This is a genomic window from Croceitalea sp. MTPC6 (assembly GCF_036985525.1).
Lineage (GTDB): Bacteria > Bacteroidota > Bacteroidia > Flavobacteriales > Flavobacteriaceae > Croceitalea.
In genome coordinates, this window is sequence record NZ_BTGR01000004.1 from 234989 (window position 1) to 251425 (window position 16437).

Consider the following 16437-nt stretch of genomic DNA (forward strand, 5'->3'; position numbering starts at 1 on the left):
GCCTAGAGACATTTCTTTATCTTTAAGGTAAAATCGCTTACATGATTGCCACTGATTCCCTTCTAGATTTTTTTCTAGAAACCAGAGAACATTCAGAACTAATTTGTAAACCTCTTGAGACTGAAGATTATGTGGTACAACCTGTGGTTGATGTAAGCCCTCCAAAATGGCATTTGGGACATACTACCTGGTTTTTTGAGGAATTTATCCTTAAACCACACGGGGGAAACTATAAAGTCTTCAACGACGATTTTTCTTTTGTTTTCAATAGCTATTACGAAACAGTTGGTAAACGTGTAATACGTTCTGACCGTGGAAATATGAGTAGGCCATCAGTTCAAAAAGTGTATGAGTACAGGAAGTATGTAACTGAGGCAATCAACAAACTATTTGAGTCTGAACAATCATCAACAGTAAATGATTTACTGGAAATTGGCATCCATCACGAAAAACAACACCAAGAGTTATTATTAACTGATATTAAATATATATTGGGTAATAATCCATTGGTTCCAGCCTATTCTAAAGCTTTACAAGAGCATCCAGAGGAAGAACATCAACAAGACTGGCTAAGTATTGATGAAGGTGTTTATGAAATTGGTCACAATTCGGAAGGATTTTGTTATGACAATGAGCTGGGGAGGCATAAAGTGTATTTGAATGGCTATAAAATTTCAAACAAACTGGTTACTAACAAAGAGTTTATCGAGTTTATAGAAGCCAATGGATATCATCAATTTGATTTGTGGCACGCCGAAGGTTGGGATTGGGTAAATCAAAATAAAATAACCGCTCCCTTATACTGGTATAAAATTGAAGGAGAATGGTATCATTACTCCTATTCTGGACTTAAAAAAATAAATTCCAATACGCCTGTAACCCATATTTCCTACTTTGAAGCCTTTGCTTACGCCCAATGGAAAGGGCTCCGATTGCCTACAGAATTTGAATGGGAAGCTGCACAAAATTATTTTCCGTGGGGGAAACGTTGGGAATGGACAGAGAGTTCCTATTTACCGTATCCAAACTATCAAAAAGCAGATGGTGCATTGGGAGAATACAACGGTAAATTCATGGTCAGTCAAAAAGTGTTACGCGGAGGTTCTGTAGCAACTCCAGAAAAACATACTAGACCCACATACCGAAACTTTTTTCACCCCAATCTAAGATGGCAATTTACCGGGTTAAGGTTAGCCAAATAATCACGACAAAGAACAGATGCAAGAGAAATCTACCGTATTAACCTCAGCTTTTGAGCAAGAAGTCTATGATGGTTTAACAGCACACCCAAAATATTTATCCTCCAAGTATTTTTATGATGAAATTGGTGATAAGCTATTCCAAGATATAATGGCGATGCCAGAGTACTATCTAACCGATTGTGAGTTTGATATCTTGGAAAAGCACAAAGAAAAGATAGCTGAAGTTTTTACTAAAAACGATAAGCCCTTTAGTCTTTTTGAATTGGGTGCCGGGGATGGTAAAAAGACCAAAGTTCTTTTAAAGCATTTTACTGAAAAAGAAGTCGATTTTGACTATAGACCCATAGATATCAGCCAAAATGCACTTGACCAATTAGAAAATTCTGTTACCAATGAATTGCCAAAAGTTGAAATCAACACCTTACAAGGAACTTATTTTGACACTTTAGCCAACATTGCAGAAAGTAATGGTAAGCGAAAAATAATCTTGTTTTTAGGATCTAACATTGGCAACCTATTACATCCACAAGCCATTTCCTTTTTAAAAAATATGAAGGACATACTTAATGAGGACGATTTAATTTTTATGGGCTTTGACCAAAAGAAAAATCCGCAGACTATCTTAGATGCCTACAATGATAAAGCTGGTATCACTGAAGCTTTCAATAAAAATATTTTGACTCGAATCAATAAAGAAATGGGCGGAGATTTTGATTTGGAAAAATTCTTACATTGGGAGGTTTATGACCCTGAAACTGGTACTGCTAAGAGTTACTTGGTTTCTAAAGAACAGCAAATTGTTAGGGTCAGCAGCCTAGATTTGGAAATTAATTTTAAAGCCTGGGAGACCATACATACTGAAATATCGCAAAAATATGATGATGACGTAGTTTCTTGGTTAGCCCAGGAAGCTGGACTTGAAATCGCTCATCAGTTTAGTGATGATTACGACTTATACAAGAACTATATTTTTAAAAAGAAGTAAAAATGAAAGCTATTTGGAACGATAAAGTTATAGCGGAAAGTAATGATACCTTGGTGATTGAGAACAATCACTATTTCCCTGCTGATAGCATTAAAAAGGAATATTTTAAATCGAGTGAAACCCACACTACGTGTCCGTGGAAAGGTGTTGCTTCTTATTATTCCCTTGAGGTTGATGGAAAAATCAACGAAGATGCAGCTTGGTATTACCCAGAAACTAGTGAGTTAGCCAAACAAATTAAAGGAAGGGTAGCTTTTTGGAAAGGAGTTACCATAGAAAAATAAATAAGTTTCTTAAACTTAAAAACCCAATGCAAATGCTTTGGGTTTCTTATTTTGTGGAGAATTTATGCCTACTATACTTCTAAAACTGCATTTTCAGTTCCAGCGTAGTCATTCCATTGGTAACGATCAGCTTCGTTGTCATTCACATAGTCATTGTCTACTAAATAACGGAATTCATAAGAATTTTCTTTTGGAAGATCAAAGGTTCCTTTAAAAGTTCCGTTCTTTAATTTCTTAAGCGTGCTGCCTTTTGGGTTCCAATTGTTGAAATCCCCAACAACAGCTACTTTTTTTGCCTCTTCAGCAGGTACTGTAAAAGTTACTTTACAAACTGGCTTGCTTTTTAAATACTGTTTTTTTATTGCCATGGTAATCTAATTTACTTGTTAAATTAAAGGACAAAGCAATATATAAAACTGTTATAAGTCAATAGGTTACGTACGATTTATCAATTTGATAAAATTAACTTGACGAGTTGTTCATTTTGATAAATTCATTGATTGTTTTTATCAAAAAAGACAACTTCATCTTACTTTTTAAGAATTCTTATGATTTTATCTATCTCTTCTAAAGTATTGTAAAAGTGAAAACTAAGTCGAATTCCCTCGCCTCTCTGAACACAAACGACATCATTCTGTAAAAGTTTATCAAATACTTGTTTGCTAGCCTTAATATTAAATATTGTACTGTGTACTTTTCTATTCACTACCACATCATCCAACAAGCCTAGATCTGTGAAAGCCACCTTTGCTTTTTTACTTAATTGTTCATTCTGCTCGTGTATTTTATTTGTTCCTATTCTCTTTAAAAAATCTAAGGAGAATTGCAAACTTCCAAAATTCAATGAATCCAAATGGCCTGGTTCCAAATGTTTACAAAAGGTTCGCTTATGGTGAAATTCTTTGCTATTTCTCCCAGAACCATAACCTTTTGCAACTAATGAAAATCGATGCTTAATTTCATCCTTTATTAATAAAAATCCGTTACCATAACCAGATAATAACCATTTATAGGCACTGGCCCCTATGATATCTATAGATGATTCAGAAAAATTGAAATCCCTTGTTCCTAAAAATTGTGTACCGTCGGAAATTATCATCAAATCTTTAAAATCATCTTTTAAACACTTTAAAAAAGACATGTCCATCATGATACCATCTAGCCATTGTACAATGCTCAAAGCAAGAACCGTAATGTTTTTCTCTTTTAAGGTATTATATATTCGTTCTTCTAGGTTATCTGTGCCAGAAACAAAATCTATCATAAATCCCCTGCTCTCAAACGGCCAATTAAGTGAAGGGTAATCGCTTTCCAAAAGCAAAACTTTTTCTGTTTTGGACAATCCCTCTACTAAAAAATTTAGTCCAATAGTAAAATTGGGAACAAGGGCAACATTGTCTGGTTCACAGTTAAAGAACGTACCAACTACTTTTCTGGTTTTGGAGTGCATCTTGTTAGATTGCCCCTTCATATTACTCCCACCAATCAAGTAATCTAAATCATGTTCTTGTCGCCATTCCAACAAATCATCATACAATAGACCTGTTGCCGCAGTATTGGCATATATAGAATGATTTAATAAAGGAAACTGTTTTCTGATTTGCTCCATCTTCAAATTTTTGAAATCTTAAATCGGTTATCTTTGTCATTAAAGATAGCGTGCTTTTGGCACAAGTTTTTAAAACTATTCAGAAATAATCACGTCATAAATTAGGTAAGATGTTTTCAAAAAATAAGCAAAAGGGCGATGTTGATATTGAGCAACATGAATTGCTTGAAAATGCGCAAAAAAGGATAAAACAGAAGAAAAGACTGTTTTCTCATTTTGTTATCTTCCTAATTGGCAGTGTTTTCATTGTACTTATCAATAAGATATTTAAACAGTGGGAATCTTATGACTGGTATATTTTAGCCATATCCGTATGGGCTTTTCTATTTGTAATTCATGCCTTTAACGTTTTTGTCACCCATAAATTTATGGGAACAACTTGGGAGAGAAAACAACGTGAAAAACTGGTAGCAAAGCAAAAAGCAAAGATTGCAGAACTTCAAAAGGAGATTGAAACAAATTTTCCAATATCAAACTTCAATAAAAAAAAAGAAGAGTGAGCAAACTCATTATTATTGCTGCTGCAGCTGAGAATAATGCCCTAGGGATTAACAATGACCTACCCTGGCATTTACCAGATGATTTTAAGAGATTTAAACAATTGACCACTGGCCATAAAATTATTATGGGCAGAAAAACATTGGAAAGCTTCCCAAAGGCCCTCCCAAATAGAGAACATATAGTAATTACAAGGGACAAAAATTACCAGCCCAAGTTTAAAAGCACCATTGTAAATTCTATTGAAGCTGCAATAGAACTGACTAAAAAAGAAGAACAAGCCTATATTATTGGTGGAGGAGAGATATATAAACTAGCTCTTGATTTTGCTACAGATATTGAGTTGACCAGAGTTCACTCAAATTTTGATGCGGATACTTTTTTTCCTGAAATAAATACTGATAATTGGGAATTAGTAAAAGAGGAATATCATCCTAAAGACGAAAAACATAAGTTTGATTTCACCTATTTGACCTACACCCGAAAAAATTAAAAGTCCAAATAACTTACTGTTACCTGATTGTTATTGATGAGTTTTTTTAGCACCCCAATATCAGAGTTTGAGTAGAATCTATAGGTCAACTTAATCTTCTTTTCAAAATTCAACAACCCATTTTTTTTTAGCACATTCTTGGTCTGTTGGGCAACAGCTGCTCCAGAATCTACAATGTTTATATCTTTTGGAAGTATATCTTTAAGTATAGGGATTAAGTATGGATAATGCGTACAGCCTAAAACCAAGCAGTCAACTTCCTCTAACAGTATTGGTTCCAAAATTTTTTCAAGTAAATTTTTTACTTCAATTGGATTTTGCAAACCAGATTCAATTAATTCTACTAACCCCTTACCCTCCTGTTCATATACTTCAATACCAGATGTATACAGTTTTGAAGTGTTATGAAATAGACTACTGGACAGAGTTCCCTTAGTGGCAAGTACGCCTACTTTTTTGGTCTTTGTTTGCAATGCCGCAGGTTTAATTGCCGGCTCAATACCTATGAACGGAACATTATAGTTTTTTCTAAGATGTTCTATAGCATTTGTGGTAGCAGTATTACATGCCACCACAATAATCTTAGCTCCCATTTCCAATAAAAGCTCCGTTTTTTTAATACTCAACCGGAGTATTTCTTCTTTTGGTTTTTCACCATAGGGAGCATTTTTACTATCTGCTAGATATATAGTGCTTTCATTTGGCATAAGATGGTGTAGTTCTTTCCAAATAGAAGTGCCTCCTACACCAGAATCAAAAATACCAATGGGTTTGTGCATATTCAAAAATAAAAAAACCACCTTGATTTAGTCATCAAGATGGTTTTTAGTTTTATTCTTCTAAAAAATTAGAATCCTAATTCCTGCTTTACTTCTGGGAGCAAGTCTTTTCCTTTAGAAACAATAAGGCTTAATCCTGGGCTTGCATCAATTACATAATCATAACCAAGTGCTGCAGCAACTTTGTCAATTGCATTTTTTGCTTTATCTGATATTGGCGCAAACAATTCTTGTTGTTTTTTCTGCATCTCTTGCATTGCTTGTTGTTCTGCCTGCTTGATATTTTTATCATAGCCTTGAAGCTCAATAGCACGCTTTTCATTTTCCTCAGCAGATTTAGACGCAGCCTCATTTTGATATTGCGTGTACTTATTCTGCATTTCTTTCATAGAGCCTTCTAAATCCGCTCTGTACGTTTCCTGTAATTTTTTAAGCTCAGCCTGTGCAGCAATCATTTCGGGCATTTCAGACAATAGTTGTTGCACATTAATGTGAGCAACCTTGCTTTGTGCGTTTACAAATCCCGTAGCTGCAACAAATAATACTAGTGCTACAGCAATCTTCTTAACATTTTTCATAATTCTGAGTAACTTTAATTCGAGTGTTAATTTAATTTTAGTGTTTAACTTTTAGATTCATCTTTTGAATCTTTTTCTTTATTGTCTTTTTCTTCTTTCGCTTTACGCTTAGCTTCTCTTTCTTCTAATAACTTCTTTCTTCGCTCCTCGTATGCTTTTTTACGTTGTTCTCTAATTTTAAGCTGTTCTGCCTTCTTGGCTTCAAAAGCCTTTGCCCTCGCTTCTTTTGTATTGGCAGCTTTTTCCTGTCTTTCTTTTAGTGCATCACTAATTTCTTCATTCTCCTCAGCTTCTTCCGCTTCAAACTCTTTTAATCTGTTTTTAAGCTTTTGATCTTTCTTAGAGGCACTTATTTTTCTTGTTCTACCTATCTCCCTTAAAACCAAGTCACTTACATCGTGTCTTTTTTGGGAGTACAACATTACAACATCCGCAGATTTATCAAAAATAAAATCGTACTTTTTGTTAGTACCTATTTTTTGCACCTCGTTAAATACTTGGTCTTGAATTGGCTGAATCAACAATCTTTTCTGTAAAACCAAGTCTCCCTGAGGGCCAAAACGGTCTTGTTGATAGTCCAATAATTCAGTTTCCAAAATTTGTATTTCTTCTTCCCGTTCCGTAATGAGTTCATCTGTCAATAACACTTTTTCTGCCATTAAATCTTTCTTCATTTGCTCAACCGTACTTTGTTTTAACTCAATTTCCTGCTTCCACTTTTGGGCTTTAGCATTTAATTGTGCTGATGCATCACGATACTCCTCAACATTTTCCAAAATATATTCCATATCTACGTATCCAATTCGAACTCCCCTTTGGGAAAATCCATATAAGGAACATAATGTGATAGCTATGGAAAAAAGAACTTTTAACTTCATTTTTACTTCCGCTTTTTACATAGAAAATATCGTGCCAAAATTACTAAATAATTTAAAATGAGAGTTTTAACTCTTTCTAATTGACTTATTTTCTTTTGATTAAAACTGTTGACCAATAATGAAGTGTGTTTGCCAGCCACTTGGACCAACTGACTGTGGATTAGCATCGGTATCAAATCCATAACCAAAATCAATGCCCAAGAGACCAAATGCTGGCATAAAAATACGTAGCCCCACTCCAGCAGATCTCTTTAATTCAAACGGATTAAATTCATTAAAATTGCCAAAAGAATTACCTGCTTCTAAAAATGACAATGCATAAATAGATGCAGAAGGTTTTAAGGTTAGCGGGTAGCGCAATTCCAACGAAAACTTATTATAAATTGTACCTCCATCTTGTTCTTGCCTACCGGTTATGGGGTTTACACTAAAAGGTGTTAACGAACTGTTCTCATAACCTCTTAACTGTATAACATCCCTACCATCTAAGGTAAAATTACCTAGACCATCACCACCAACAAAAAAGCGTTCAAAAGGCACATCTCCTATGTCATTATTATAGCTTCCCAAGAAACCAAACTCTGCATTAGTTCTAAGGACCAATTTACCAGCCAAACGCGTGTACCAATCACCTTTAAATTTTATTTTGTAATATTCCAACCACTTAAATCGTTCCTCTTCTATGGATTGTAATTCATTGGTTTCTGCCGTGGTTAGTGGCGTACCATCATTGGCAGATGCAGCAATTTCATCACTTCTAATTTTTAAACTCTTAAAATCCTTACCTGACAATAATGAGTATGGTGGAGTCAATTTAGCAGTAATCTCAAAATTTGAACCACTCAATGGAAAAATTCTACTTGGTCCCTGAGAACTTCTAGATAGCCCAAAAGTGTATGCAAAAGAATTTGAAGTACCATTTCCAAAGTTAAACAGCCCAATGTTGTAGTCTTTAAAATCATACAATTGATAGCCCAATGAATGGGAAATAGTAAAGAAATCATCTGGCCATTGCACTCTTTTAGCCAAACCAGCAGAAATTCCAGTTATAGAGAATCCACGATCTTTATCTACGTCTATTTGACCTTGATTATTAAAATTTGAAGAAAATTGTTGGGTTCTTGAGAATGAAAGATTGAAACGTACCGGTTTTCTACCACCCAACCAAGGTTCCGCAAAATTTAAACTATAAACCCTAAAAGTCCTACTTGCTTGCAAGCGTAATGCAAAAGTTTGACCATCACCCATTGGCACAGGCTTATATGCTTCGCCATTGAAAATATTCTGTAAAGAGAAGTTACTAAAGGAAAGCCCCAAAGTACCGATAAATCCACCACCACCGTAGCCTCCTTGCAATTCTATTTGGCTAGAACCCGATTCTACTAGGCTATACTTAATATCCACAGTACCAGCGTTAGGGTCTGCATTTTGGACATCCGGTACAATCTGTTCCGCATCAAAAAAGCCCAATTGACCCAATTCCCTAATACTCCTAACAATGTTGTCCTTACTATACCTTTGTCCAGGTCTGGTACGCAGTTCTCTATAGATTACATGATCATTGGTTTTATCATTGCCGGTAACGGTAACATGGTCCAAAAATGTTTCTTTACCCTCAATAATTCTAATTTCAAAGTCAATGGTATCATTAACGGCAGAAACTTCAACTGGATTAATCTGTGAAAAGAGATAACCGTAATTTTGATATTGATTAGTAAGATCAATGGCATCTGGTTTGGAGTCATCAGCGATACGTTCTTTAAGAAGCACCCCATTATAAGTATCACCTTTCTTAATACCCAAAACTTGACTAAGCTGGCGATCTGTATACACTGAATTGCCCACAAAATCTATATTTCCAAAATAATATTTATTCCCTTCTTCGACCTTTATTTTAAGAGCGATATTATTTTCATTGACTTTTATAAAAGTATCAGACAATACTCTGGCATCACGGTATCCCTTTTCTGCATAAGCATCAACAACATTTTTGAGACCTTCTTTAAATTCTTCGTCCATATATTTGGAACGTTGCCAGAAAGCGCCCAATTTCTTTTTCCTAATTTTTGCTTTACCAAGTGCTTTTCTTAAGCGCTTTGCTTTTACCTTTTCATTACCCTCAAAAGTGATACTTGAAATTTTAACCTTATCCCCTTTTTTTACATTGACCACCATACTTTCCGTATTGGTCCCAGTAGTATCTTTAGCAGTTGCGATATTTACATTGGCATTTAGATAGCCTTGTTTTCTGTATTTATTTTCTAGGTAGCCCTTGGTGTTCGCAATTAAACTCTCAGTAATTTTTTTGCCTTTTTTAAGGTCTGTATCATCAATAATTTCATCTATTTTTCGCTTTTTGACCCCATATACGGTTACTTTTGATAGCGTAGGTCTCTCCAAAATATTGAGCTCTAGAAAGATTTTATCCCCTTCTATCTTGGTTTGGTACATGGAAACGTCACTAAAAAGCTCTAAGCTCCATAACTTTTTTATTACAGCACTAACCTCATCGCCAGGTATGGTAATGGATTGTCCTACTCTTAGACCTGTATAAGTTTTAACTGTTTGCTCATTATAGCTCTGGAGTCCAGTAACTTCTAATCCGCCAAGAATATACTTTTTACCATCTTCAAAAGAAGTTTGTTGTGAAAAAGTTACTGAGGTGGTTAAAAGTAAGAGGAGTAATAATTTATTATAGGAAGTGATTTTTGTTATCCTTTTAATTGAGTTGTTCGCTAGTCTTTCCAAATCGTCTTTCTCTATTTTGGTAATTCATTATCGCACTTACCAAATGATGTTCACTAAAATCGGGCCAAAATACGTCAATAAAATATAATTCCGCATATGCAATTTGCCAAAGTAAAAAATTACTTATTCTATGTTCCCCACTAGTACGTATTAATAGGTCCACATCTGGCAAATCATGCGTGTAAAGATGAGTATTAATAATTGTTTCATCAATATTTTCAGGAGAAATTATATTATTTTTAACTTTGATACTTATAGCTTTTACAGCTGTTTTCAGCTCTTCCCGTGACCCATAGCTGAGAGCTAAAGTGAGTGTCATTCCTGAATTTTTTTCAGTTTTTGAAATTACTTCTTGTAATTCAGTATGTGCCTTTTTGGGCAGGGAATCTATATTTCCGATTGCGTTTAATCGAATATTGTTCTTGTTTAATGTTTTCAGCTCTTTTCGTAAAGAAGCCACTAAAAGTTTCATTAGAGTCTGAACCTCAGCTTTAGGTCGGTTCCAATTTTCGGTAGAAAATGCGTAAAGTGTAAGGAAATCAATTTTAAGTTTGGCGCAATTTTCTACGGTTTTGCGCACAGCTTCCACCCCATTCTGGTGCCCAAACACGCGTAGTTTGCCCCGTTGTTTTGCCCATCTGCCATTGCCATCCATAATCATAGCTATGTGTCTGGGTAATTTATCTGGATTAATATCCGCTAAAGAATTCGTATTATCACTCAAAACAATCTTGACATGGTTTGCGCCCAAAGGTATAAGTAAATGTGATACCAGAAAAGACATACCAGTCATCGCTTAAAATATTTCCGAATCTCAGCTGTTCAAAATTTGAACCTTCAGGATTGCTAGCATCCAGATTGTCAGTAAATGTATATCTGGCACCTATCTCAGCACCTATGATAAAAAACTGACTTATACGGTATTTTGCACCAACAGTCATTGGGATTGCAAAACTTCCATCTTTTTGATTAATATCTTGGACCTGAAGCGCATCTATATAGTTAAAGTCATATCTGAAATAAGTAAAACCTGTATATAAATATGGCGTAAAGGCCGGTCCCAGTTTATGTAAGTTATATTCGACAAAATTAAATTCCAGTCCCACAGAAAACTCAGTAACCGAGTTATCAACAACATACGCACGCTGCACCCTTGATGCTAAATTTGATTTGGTATCGTCCGCTGTGAAAGAGCCGCGCAACACGCTTGCTCTCCACGCATAACGTTTACTTTTATTCCATTTGAACAACGCACCGTAAGACAAACCTGAAGGATAGATATAGTTGGTCCTACCAACATCACCAATAACATTGGCACCACCAACAAAAATACCCACTTCATAGGTCTGTGCACTCAAAGCACCCATAGCCAATAAAAAGACTAAAAAAAATACCCTCATAAAAAAACAAAAGTTATTGTCATAACGAGTATTAACAAGAAGACTTGCTTCACCGCCATATAATGTTCTCTTTTAAAACAGTTTTTGAGGTTTTTTATTGTTGCAGAAGGTTCAATTGCGTTTGTCCTCGCCCCAAAGCATTTTATTACGCAATGTTTTAAGAAAACTTTCAGATTTATATTCAATCATCTTTATGGTAAAGTTTGATTTTCTAACCACAATTTCTTTTTCATTAGGTATTGTGGCTATCCTTGAATCTAGAGAAACCAGATGATTTTCTTCCCTACCGTAGACTTTTAACCTAATTTCTGTATCATCAGGAATCACAAAAGGCCTAGCATTAAGATTATGGGGAGCTATCGGTGTTAAAACAAATGATTTGGTCGATGGAGCTATTACCGGTCCACCACAACTTAAAGAATATCCGGTAGAACCTGTAGGCGTGGAAACAATTAGGCCATCTGCCCAATAAGAAGTTAAGTACTCTCCATTTAGATAGGTTTCCACAGTAATCATTGAAGTGGTGTCTTTTCTACTGATCGTTATTTCATTTAGTGCAAAGTTTAGACTCCCAAACTCCTCCACGTCATGATCTAAGCAAATCTCGACCAAGCTTCGTTCTTCAATAGAAAAACTGTCAGCTACAAATTCCGTAACCACTTTTCGTACATCTTCTTTTTTAAAAGTGGACAGAAAACCTAAACGACCAGTATTAACTCCTACAATCGGTATATTTAAATCCCTTACATAAGTTACAGCACGCAGCATGGTTCCATCACCTCCAAAACTCACGAACATATCAAAAGAGCCATCCAAACCTTCAGTAAGGGTAAAAGTTTTATAAACCTTTAAAGCATGTGTCTGGGATATTAAATCCGCAAAGTCCAACTCAATTGAGATTGATGCATTAACTTTTTCCAGTTCATCCAACAGCTCTATGACACAAGTGATGTCATTTCCAATATAAGACTGACCGTAAATAGCAACTTTCACACGTTTATATTTTAGGTACTTAAAAGGTAAGATTTATGCTAGACATTAAGGTATTTATCCAAATATGCCGATCGTTTCTTCAAATCTTCTAGGAATTGGTCATCGCTATTCCCAAAAATAATATTGTAATTATACCTCCTAAAAGTTTGTGTTATTTCGTTCAAACTAGTGGAACTAATTTTAAGCGTTATTTGCACCACATCATTTTGACTATCTGTAATAAAAGCACCTAAGACCTTGGCATTGTTACTTTCAACAATCTGACCTATTTCACTCATGGAATAGTCCTTCATACCTTTTTCCACGATTAAAATACCCCCAGGCTCAGTAAAGAAAGGTGTTTCTATAAACACCCCAACAATATCGGTCAAATCATAATATCCCAATATATGTTTATCCATATCAAGTACTGGAACTATGTTTGCCTCATTTCTTGCAAAAATCTCAAGTACATCCAACCACGATGTTTCATTGGTCACAAAGAAATGTTCCAAATTATGACGATAATCTTGAATGGTTTTGCTAGTTTCAAAACACGCCAAATCATTCTCCGGTAATACCCCAACAAAAACGTTGTTCTCCATAACAGCAACATGGGAACAAGTGGTCTGGTCAAAAAAACCTATCACATTTTCCATGTTTTCCGAAATGTCAAAAACCGGTAAGGTATCTAATAATTGTTGCTGTAGTTCCATTCCCTTAAATCTTGCGCAAAATACTAATTTTAAACTGCAAAAGGCGTGCCCAATTTGTATTTTTGCATACTTCAACAACATCCATTTATGACAAAACTTAGTGTTAATATCAATAAGCTTGCTACTCTTAGAAACTCACGAGGAGGCAATATGCCAAATCTTTTGAAATCAGCAAAAGACATTGAATCTTTTGGAGCCCAAGGAATTACAATTCATCCAAGGCCAGATGAAAGGCATATTAAATATCAAGATGCCTACGATTTAAAGAATGTTGTATCTACAGAGTATAATATAGAGGGTAATCCCATTCCTAAGTTTATTGATTTGGTCCTGGCTATTAAACCCACTCAAGTGACATTAGTTCCGGATGCTGTGGATGCAATAACTTCCAATGCCGGTTGGGATACTATTAGAAATCAAAAATTTTTAGTTGATATTATCAATACATTTAAGCAAAATGGTATTCGTACCTCAATTTTTGTTGACCCTAAAGAAAAAATGATTGAAGGAGCAGCAAAAACTGGAACAGATCGTATTGAATTGTACACTGAGAGTTTTGCTAAGGCTTTTTCAGATGGCAATAAAGAAGGGGTGATTCCTTTTACAAAAGCTGCAAAAATAGCACATGAACTAGGGTTAGGCATCAATGCAGGTCACGATTTAAATCTTGATAATATAAAATATTTTAAAAAGAACATTCCCAACCTGCTTGAAGTATCCATAGGGCATGCCCTTATCTGCGAGTCGCTTTATCTTGGTTTGGAAAATGTAATCAACATGTATTTACATCGATTAAATTAATGGAAGTTTTACATTCTAAAATTCTTGGAGAAGGCAAACCATTATTGATATTACATGGGTTTCTTGGAATGTCCGATAATTGGAAAACACTTGGAAATCAGTTTGCAGAAAATGGTTTTCAAGTACACCTTATCGACCAGCGTAATCATGGTAAAAGTTTCCATTCAGAGAATTTTGATTATGAAATATTAGCTGGTGATTTAAAGAATTACATGGCACATCATGGCATTATAAAAACTGCTCTCATTGGGCATTCCATGGGTGGAAAAACAATAATGCAATTTGGCTGTTCCAATCCAGAACTAGTCGAAAAACTAATTGTTGCAGATATTGCACCTAAATACTATCCACCCCATCATGATACCATCATAAATGGTCTAACGGCCTTAGATTTTGAACAAATAAAAACAAGAAGCGAAGCTGACAAAGAATTGTCAAAGCATATTGCAGAAATTGGAATACGACAGTTTTTGCTAAAGAATCTGTATTGGATAGAAAAAGGAAGACTAGACTTTAGGTTCAATTTAGATGTTTTACAATATAAAATGGAAGAAATAGGCGAAAATATAAGTTCTACAGCCACTTTTTCTGGAAAAACACTGTTTGTAAGAGGGGATAGGTCAGAATACATTCTCCAAAATGACTTTGATACCATCAAAAGACATTTTCCGTTAGCTCAAATAGAAACTGTATCTAAAGCAGGGCATTGGTTACATGCAGAAAACCCCAAAGAATTCTTTTCTAAGACTTTAGAATTTCTAAATCGTTAAATTTAACATCAATTTATTATGCATGCATAATTTTTTTAGTCAATTAATTGTGTAGATAACAATTTTCATATAGTTTTGGAAACAAGCGGTTAACGCAAAATTTACTTAAACTAACTTAATTTTTTTGATATGAAGAAGTTCCTTGCCCTTATTGCGATGTTTGGGCTTTTAATGGTGTCCTGTTCAGATGATGACACTGTAACCACCACACCAGATCCAACTCCAGATCCAATAACTTATACAAGTGGTTCTGCCGATTTCACTAAATATGTATCTTTAGGTAATTCGCTAACTGCAGGTTTCTCAGATGCAGCCCTTTTCCAGTCTGGACAAGCAGCATCTTTTCCTAATATGTTGGCAACAAACTTTGCACTAGCAGGAGGAGGAGAGTTCAATATTCCTTTAATGACCGATGATTTAGGTGGGCTCACACTAGGAGGAACTCCAATTGCAGGTAATCGCCTAATCCTTTCTTTCGAATCAGGTTCACCTACACCAGTTCCTGTTCAAGGTCAAGGTTCAACCGAAGTATCTAATGTTTTATCTGGCCCATTCAACAATATGGGTGTTCCTGGAGCAAAAAGCTATCACTTGTTGGCTCCTGGCTACGGTAATGTTGCTGGAGTACAAGCTGGTTTAGCCAATCCATACTTTGCACGTTTTGCTTCAGCTCCAGATGCCACCATTCTAGGTGATGCAGCTGCACAAAGTGCTACTTTCTTCTCACTATGGATTGGAAATAATGATGTACTCGGCTATGTAACAGCTGGAGGCGCAGGTGTTGACCAAACGGGCAATATAGACCCAAGCACTTATGGAGGTTCGGATATATCAGACCCTAATGTTGTAGCTGGTACAATAGATGGAATATTGCAAACTATGACGGCCAACAACGCTGAGGGTGTAATTGCAAACATTCCAGATGTAACTACAATACCATTTTTAACAACGGTACCTTACAATCCCTTAGACCCAACCAATCCTGCTTTTGGTCCACAAATACCAACTCTTAATGCACAATTTGCAGGTTTAAATCAAGTATTTGCTGCATTAAATGTCCCAGAAAGGCAAATTGTATTTTCTTCAGATGCAGCCAGTGCAGTAATCATCAAGGATGAAAATCTTACAGATTTGTCCGCTCAAATAACAGGAGCTCTTCAAATGTTTGGTGTTGATGCAGCAACTGCAACAGTCACTGGTTTTGTTTATGGTCAAGCAAGACAGGCTAATGCTAATGACTTATTGGTATTGACAAGTAGTGGAATTATAGCGCAACCTAATGAAAATGCTATCGCTACGTTACAAGGTTTAGGTTTGCCAGCCGCAAGTGCAGCACAATTAGCAATTAATGGTGTTACATGGCCTTTGGACGATCAATGGGTATTAACTCCAGAAGAGCAAGAAACTGCGAACAACGCTGTTACTGCATTCAATCAAGCAATTGAAGCTTTAGCCACGCAATATGATATTGCTTTTGTGGATGCAAATTCTCTATTGGTAGAATTGGGAACAAGTGGATTCACTTTAGCAGACGGTAGTGTTGTAAATGCTACTTTTGGTACAGGTGGTGGATTCTCCTTAGATGGTGTCCATCCTTCACCAAGAGGTTATGCAATTCTAGCCAATGCATTTGTCGAAGCTATCAACACAAAGTATGGATCTAATTTACCGGGGGTAAATCCACTCAATTTTACTGGACTCTACATAAATTAGGACATTGAATA

18 protein-coding genes are annotated in these 16437 nt (G+C 35.6%); 8 read left to right on the plus strand and 10 right to left on the minus strand.

Annotation, left to right across the window (positions count from 1 at the left end; genetic code table 11):
- Positions 1-41 precede the first annotated feature (41 nt).
- The 3 genes from egtB to AACP56_RS10075 are packed head-to-tail and all read left to right on the plus strand — an operon-like array spanning position 42 to position 2471.
- On the plus strand, positions 42-1202 hold the full coding sequence (gene egtB / locus AACP56_RS10065) for an ergothioneine biosynthesis protein EgtB (RefSeq protein ID WP_339337299.1): 1161 nt from the start codon (positions 42-44) through the stop codon (positions 1200-1202).
- Positions 1203-1218: 16 nt separating this feature from the next.
- Positions 1219-2187, plus strand: coding sequence for an L-histidine N(alpha)-methyltransferase (gene egtD, locus AACP56_RS10070; protein WP_339337298.1), 969 nt, complete (start codon positions 1219-1221; stop codon positions 2185-2187).
- Positions 2188-2189: 2 nt separating this feature from the next.
- Positions 2190-2471 (plus strand): DUF427 domain-containing protein, encoded by a 282-nt coding sequence (locus tag AACP56_RS10075; RefSeq protein WP_339337297.1) that lies wholly within the window; start codon positions 2190-2192, stop codon positions 2469-2471.
- 71 nt (positions 2472-2542) lie between these two features.
- Here the strand turns inward: AACP56_RS10075 and AACP56_RS10080 are convergent, their stop codons facing one another.
- Together AACP56_RS10080 and AACP56_RS10085 are read right to left on the minus strand one after the other, a co-directional pair.
- Positions 2543-2839: an isoamylase early set domain-containing protein gene (locus AACP56_RS10080; RefSeq protein WP_339337296.1), complete on the minus strand. Its 297-nt coding sequence runs from the start codon at positions 2837-2839 to the stop codon at positions 2543-2545.
- 161 nt (positions 2840-3000) lie between these two features.
- Positions 3001-4080, minus strand: a complete 1080-nt coding sequence (locus AACP56_RS10085) for an aminotransferase class V-fold PLP-dependent enzyme (RefSeq protein ID WP_339337295.1) — start codon at positions 4078-4080, stop codon at positions 3001-3003.
- 110 nt (positions 4081-4190) lie between these two features.
- On the opposite strand from AACP56_RS10085, the gene AACP56_RS10090 reads away from it, so the two are divergent.
- Together AACP56_RS10090 and AACP56_RS10095 are read left to right on the plus strand one after the other, a co-directional pair.
- Positions 4191-4580, plus strand: a complete 390-nt coding sequence (locus tag AACP56_RS10090; RefSeq protein ID WP_339337294.1) for a 2TM domain-containing protein — start codon at positions 4191-4193, stop codon at positions 4578-4580.
- A complete protein-coding gene (locus AACP56_RS10095; protein ID WP_339337293.1) occupies positions 4577-5071 on the plus strand; it encodes a dihydrofolate reductase in 495 nt (164 codons plus the stop codon). The genes AACP56_RS10090 and AACP56_RS10095 overlap by 4 nt, the downstream gene beginning before the upstream one ends.
- On the opposite strand, the gene murI is transcribed toward AACP56_RS10095, so the two are convergent.
- From murI to AACP56_RS10135, 8 genes are all read right to left on the minus strand, one after another.
- On the minus strand, positions 5068-5850 hold the full coding sequence (gene murI, locus AACP56_RS10100) for a glutamate racemase (protein WP_339337292.1): 783 nt from the start codon (positions 5848-5850) through the stop codon (positions 5068-5070). The two genes, AACP56_RS10095 and murI, sit on opposite strands and share 4 nt — an antisense overlap.
- A gap of 68 nt (positions 5851-5918) precedes the next feature.
- Positions 5919-6428 (minus strand): OmpH family outer membrane protein, encoded by a 510-nt coding sequence (locus AACP56_RS10105; RefSeq protein ID WP_339337291.1) that lies wholly within the window; start codon positions 6426-6428, stop codon positions 5919-5921.
- Between the two features lie 44 nt (positions 6429-6472).
- The gene (locus tag AACP56_RS10110) at positions 6473-7306 is read right to left on the minus strand and encodes an OmpH family outer membrane protein (RefSeq protein WP_339337290.1); all 834 of its coding nucleotides are present in this window, start codon (positions 7304-7306) and stop codon (positions 6473-6475) included.
- A gap of 99 nt (positions 7307-7405) precedes the next feature.
- Positions 7406-10054: a BamA/OMP85 family outer membrane protein gene (locus AACP56_RS10115; RefSeq protein WP_339337289.1), complete on the minus strand. Its 2649-nt coding sequence runs from the start codon at positions 10052-10054 to the stop codon at positions 7406-7408.
- Positions 10026-10715 (minus strand): isoprenyl transferase, encoded by a 690-nt coding sequence (locus AACP56_RS10120; RefSeq protein WP_339337374.1) that lies wholly within the window; start codon positions 10713-10715, stop codon positions 10026-10028. The genes AACP56_RS10115 and AACP56_RS10120 overlap by 29 nt, the downstream gene beginning before the upstream one ends.
- Before the next feature lie 55 nt (positions 10716-10770).
- Positions 10771-11454 carry a type IX secretion system protein PorG gene (gene porG, locus AACP56_RS10125; RefSeq protein ID WP_339337288.1) on the minus strand — a complete coding sequence of 228 codons (684 nt, stop codon included), beginning with the start codon at positions 11452-11454 and terminating at the stop codon, positions 10771-10773.
- 111 nt (positions 11455-11565) lie between these two features.
- Positions 11566-12447 carry an NAD kinase gene (locus tag AACP56_RS10130; RefSeq protein WP_339337287.1) on the minus strand — a complete coding sequence of 294 codons (882 nt, stop codon included), beginning with the start codon at positions 12445-12447 and terminating at the stop codon, positions 11566-11568.
- A gap of 38 nt (positions 12448-12485) precedes the next feature.
- Positions 12486-13142 (minus strand): CBS domain-containing protein, encoded by a 657-nt coding sequence (locus tag AACP56_RS10135; protein ID WP_339337286.1) that lies wholly within the window; start codon positions 13140-13142, stop codon positions 12486-12488.
- 87 nt (positions 13143-13229) lie between these two features.
- Between AACP56_RS10135 and AACP56_RS10140 the strand changes: the two genes are divergently transcribed.
- From AACP56_RS10140 to AACP56_RS10150, 3 genes are all read left to right on the plus strand, one after another.
- The gene (locus AACP56_RS10140; RefSeq protein WP_339337285.1) at positions 13230-13943 is read left to right on the plus strand and encodes a pyridoxine 5'-phosphate synthase; all 714 of its coding nucleotides are present in this window, start codon (positions 13230-13232) and stop codon (positions 13941-13943) included.
- Positions 13943-14713 (plus strand): alpha/beta fold hydrolase, encoded by a 771-nt coding sequence (locus AACP56_RS10145; RefSeq protein WP_339337284.1) that lies wholly within the window; start codon positions 13943-13945, stop codon positions 14711-14713. Before AACP56_RS10140 ends, AACP56_RS10145 begins: the two co-directional genes overlap by 1 nt.
- A gap of 129 nt (positions 14714-14842) precedes the next feature.
- Positions 14843-16426, plus strand: a complete 1584-nt coding sequence (locus tag AACP56_RS10150) for an SGNH/GDSL hydrolase family protein (RefSeq protein ID WP_339337283.1) — start codon at positions 14843-14845, stop codon at positions 16424-16426.
- Positions 16427-16437 lie beyond the last annotated feature (11 nt).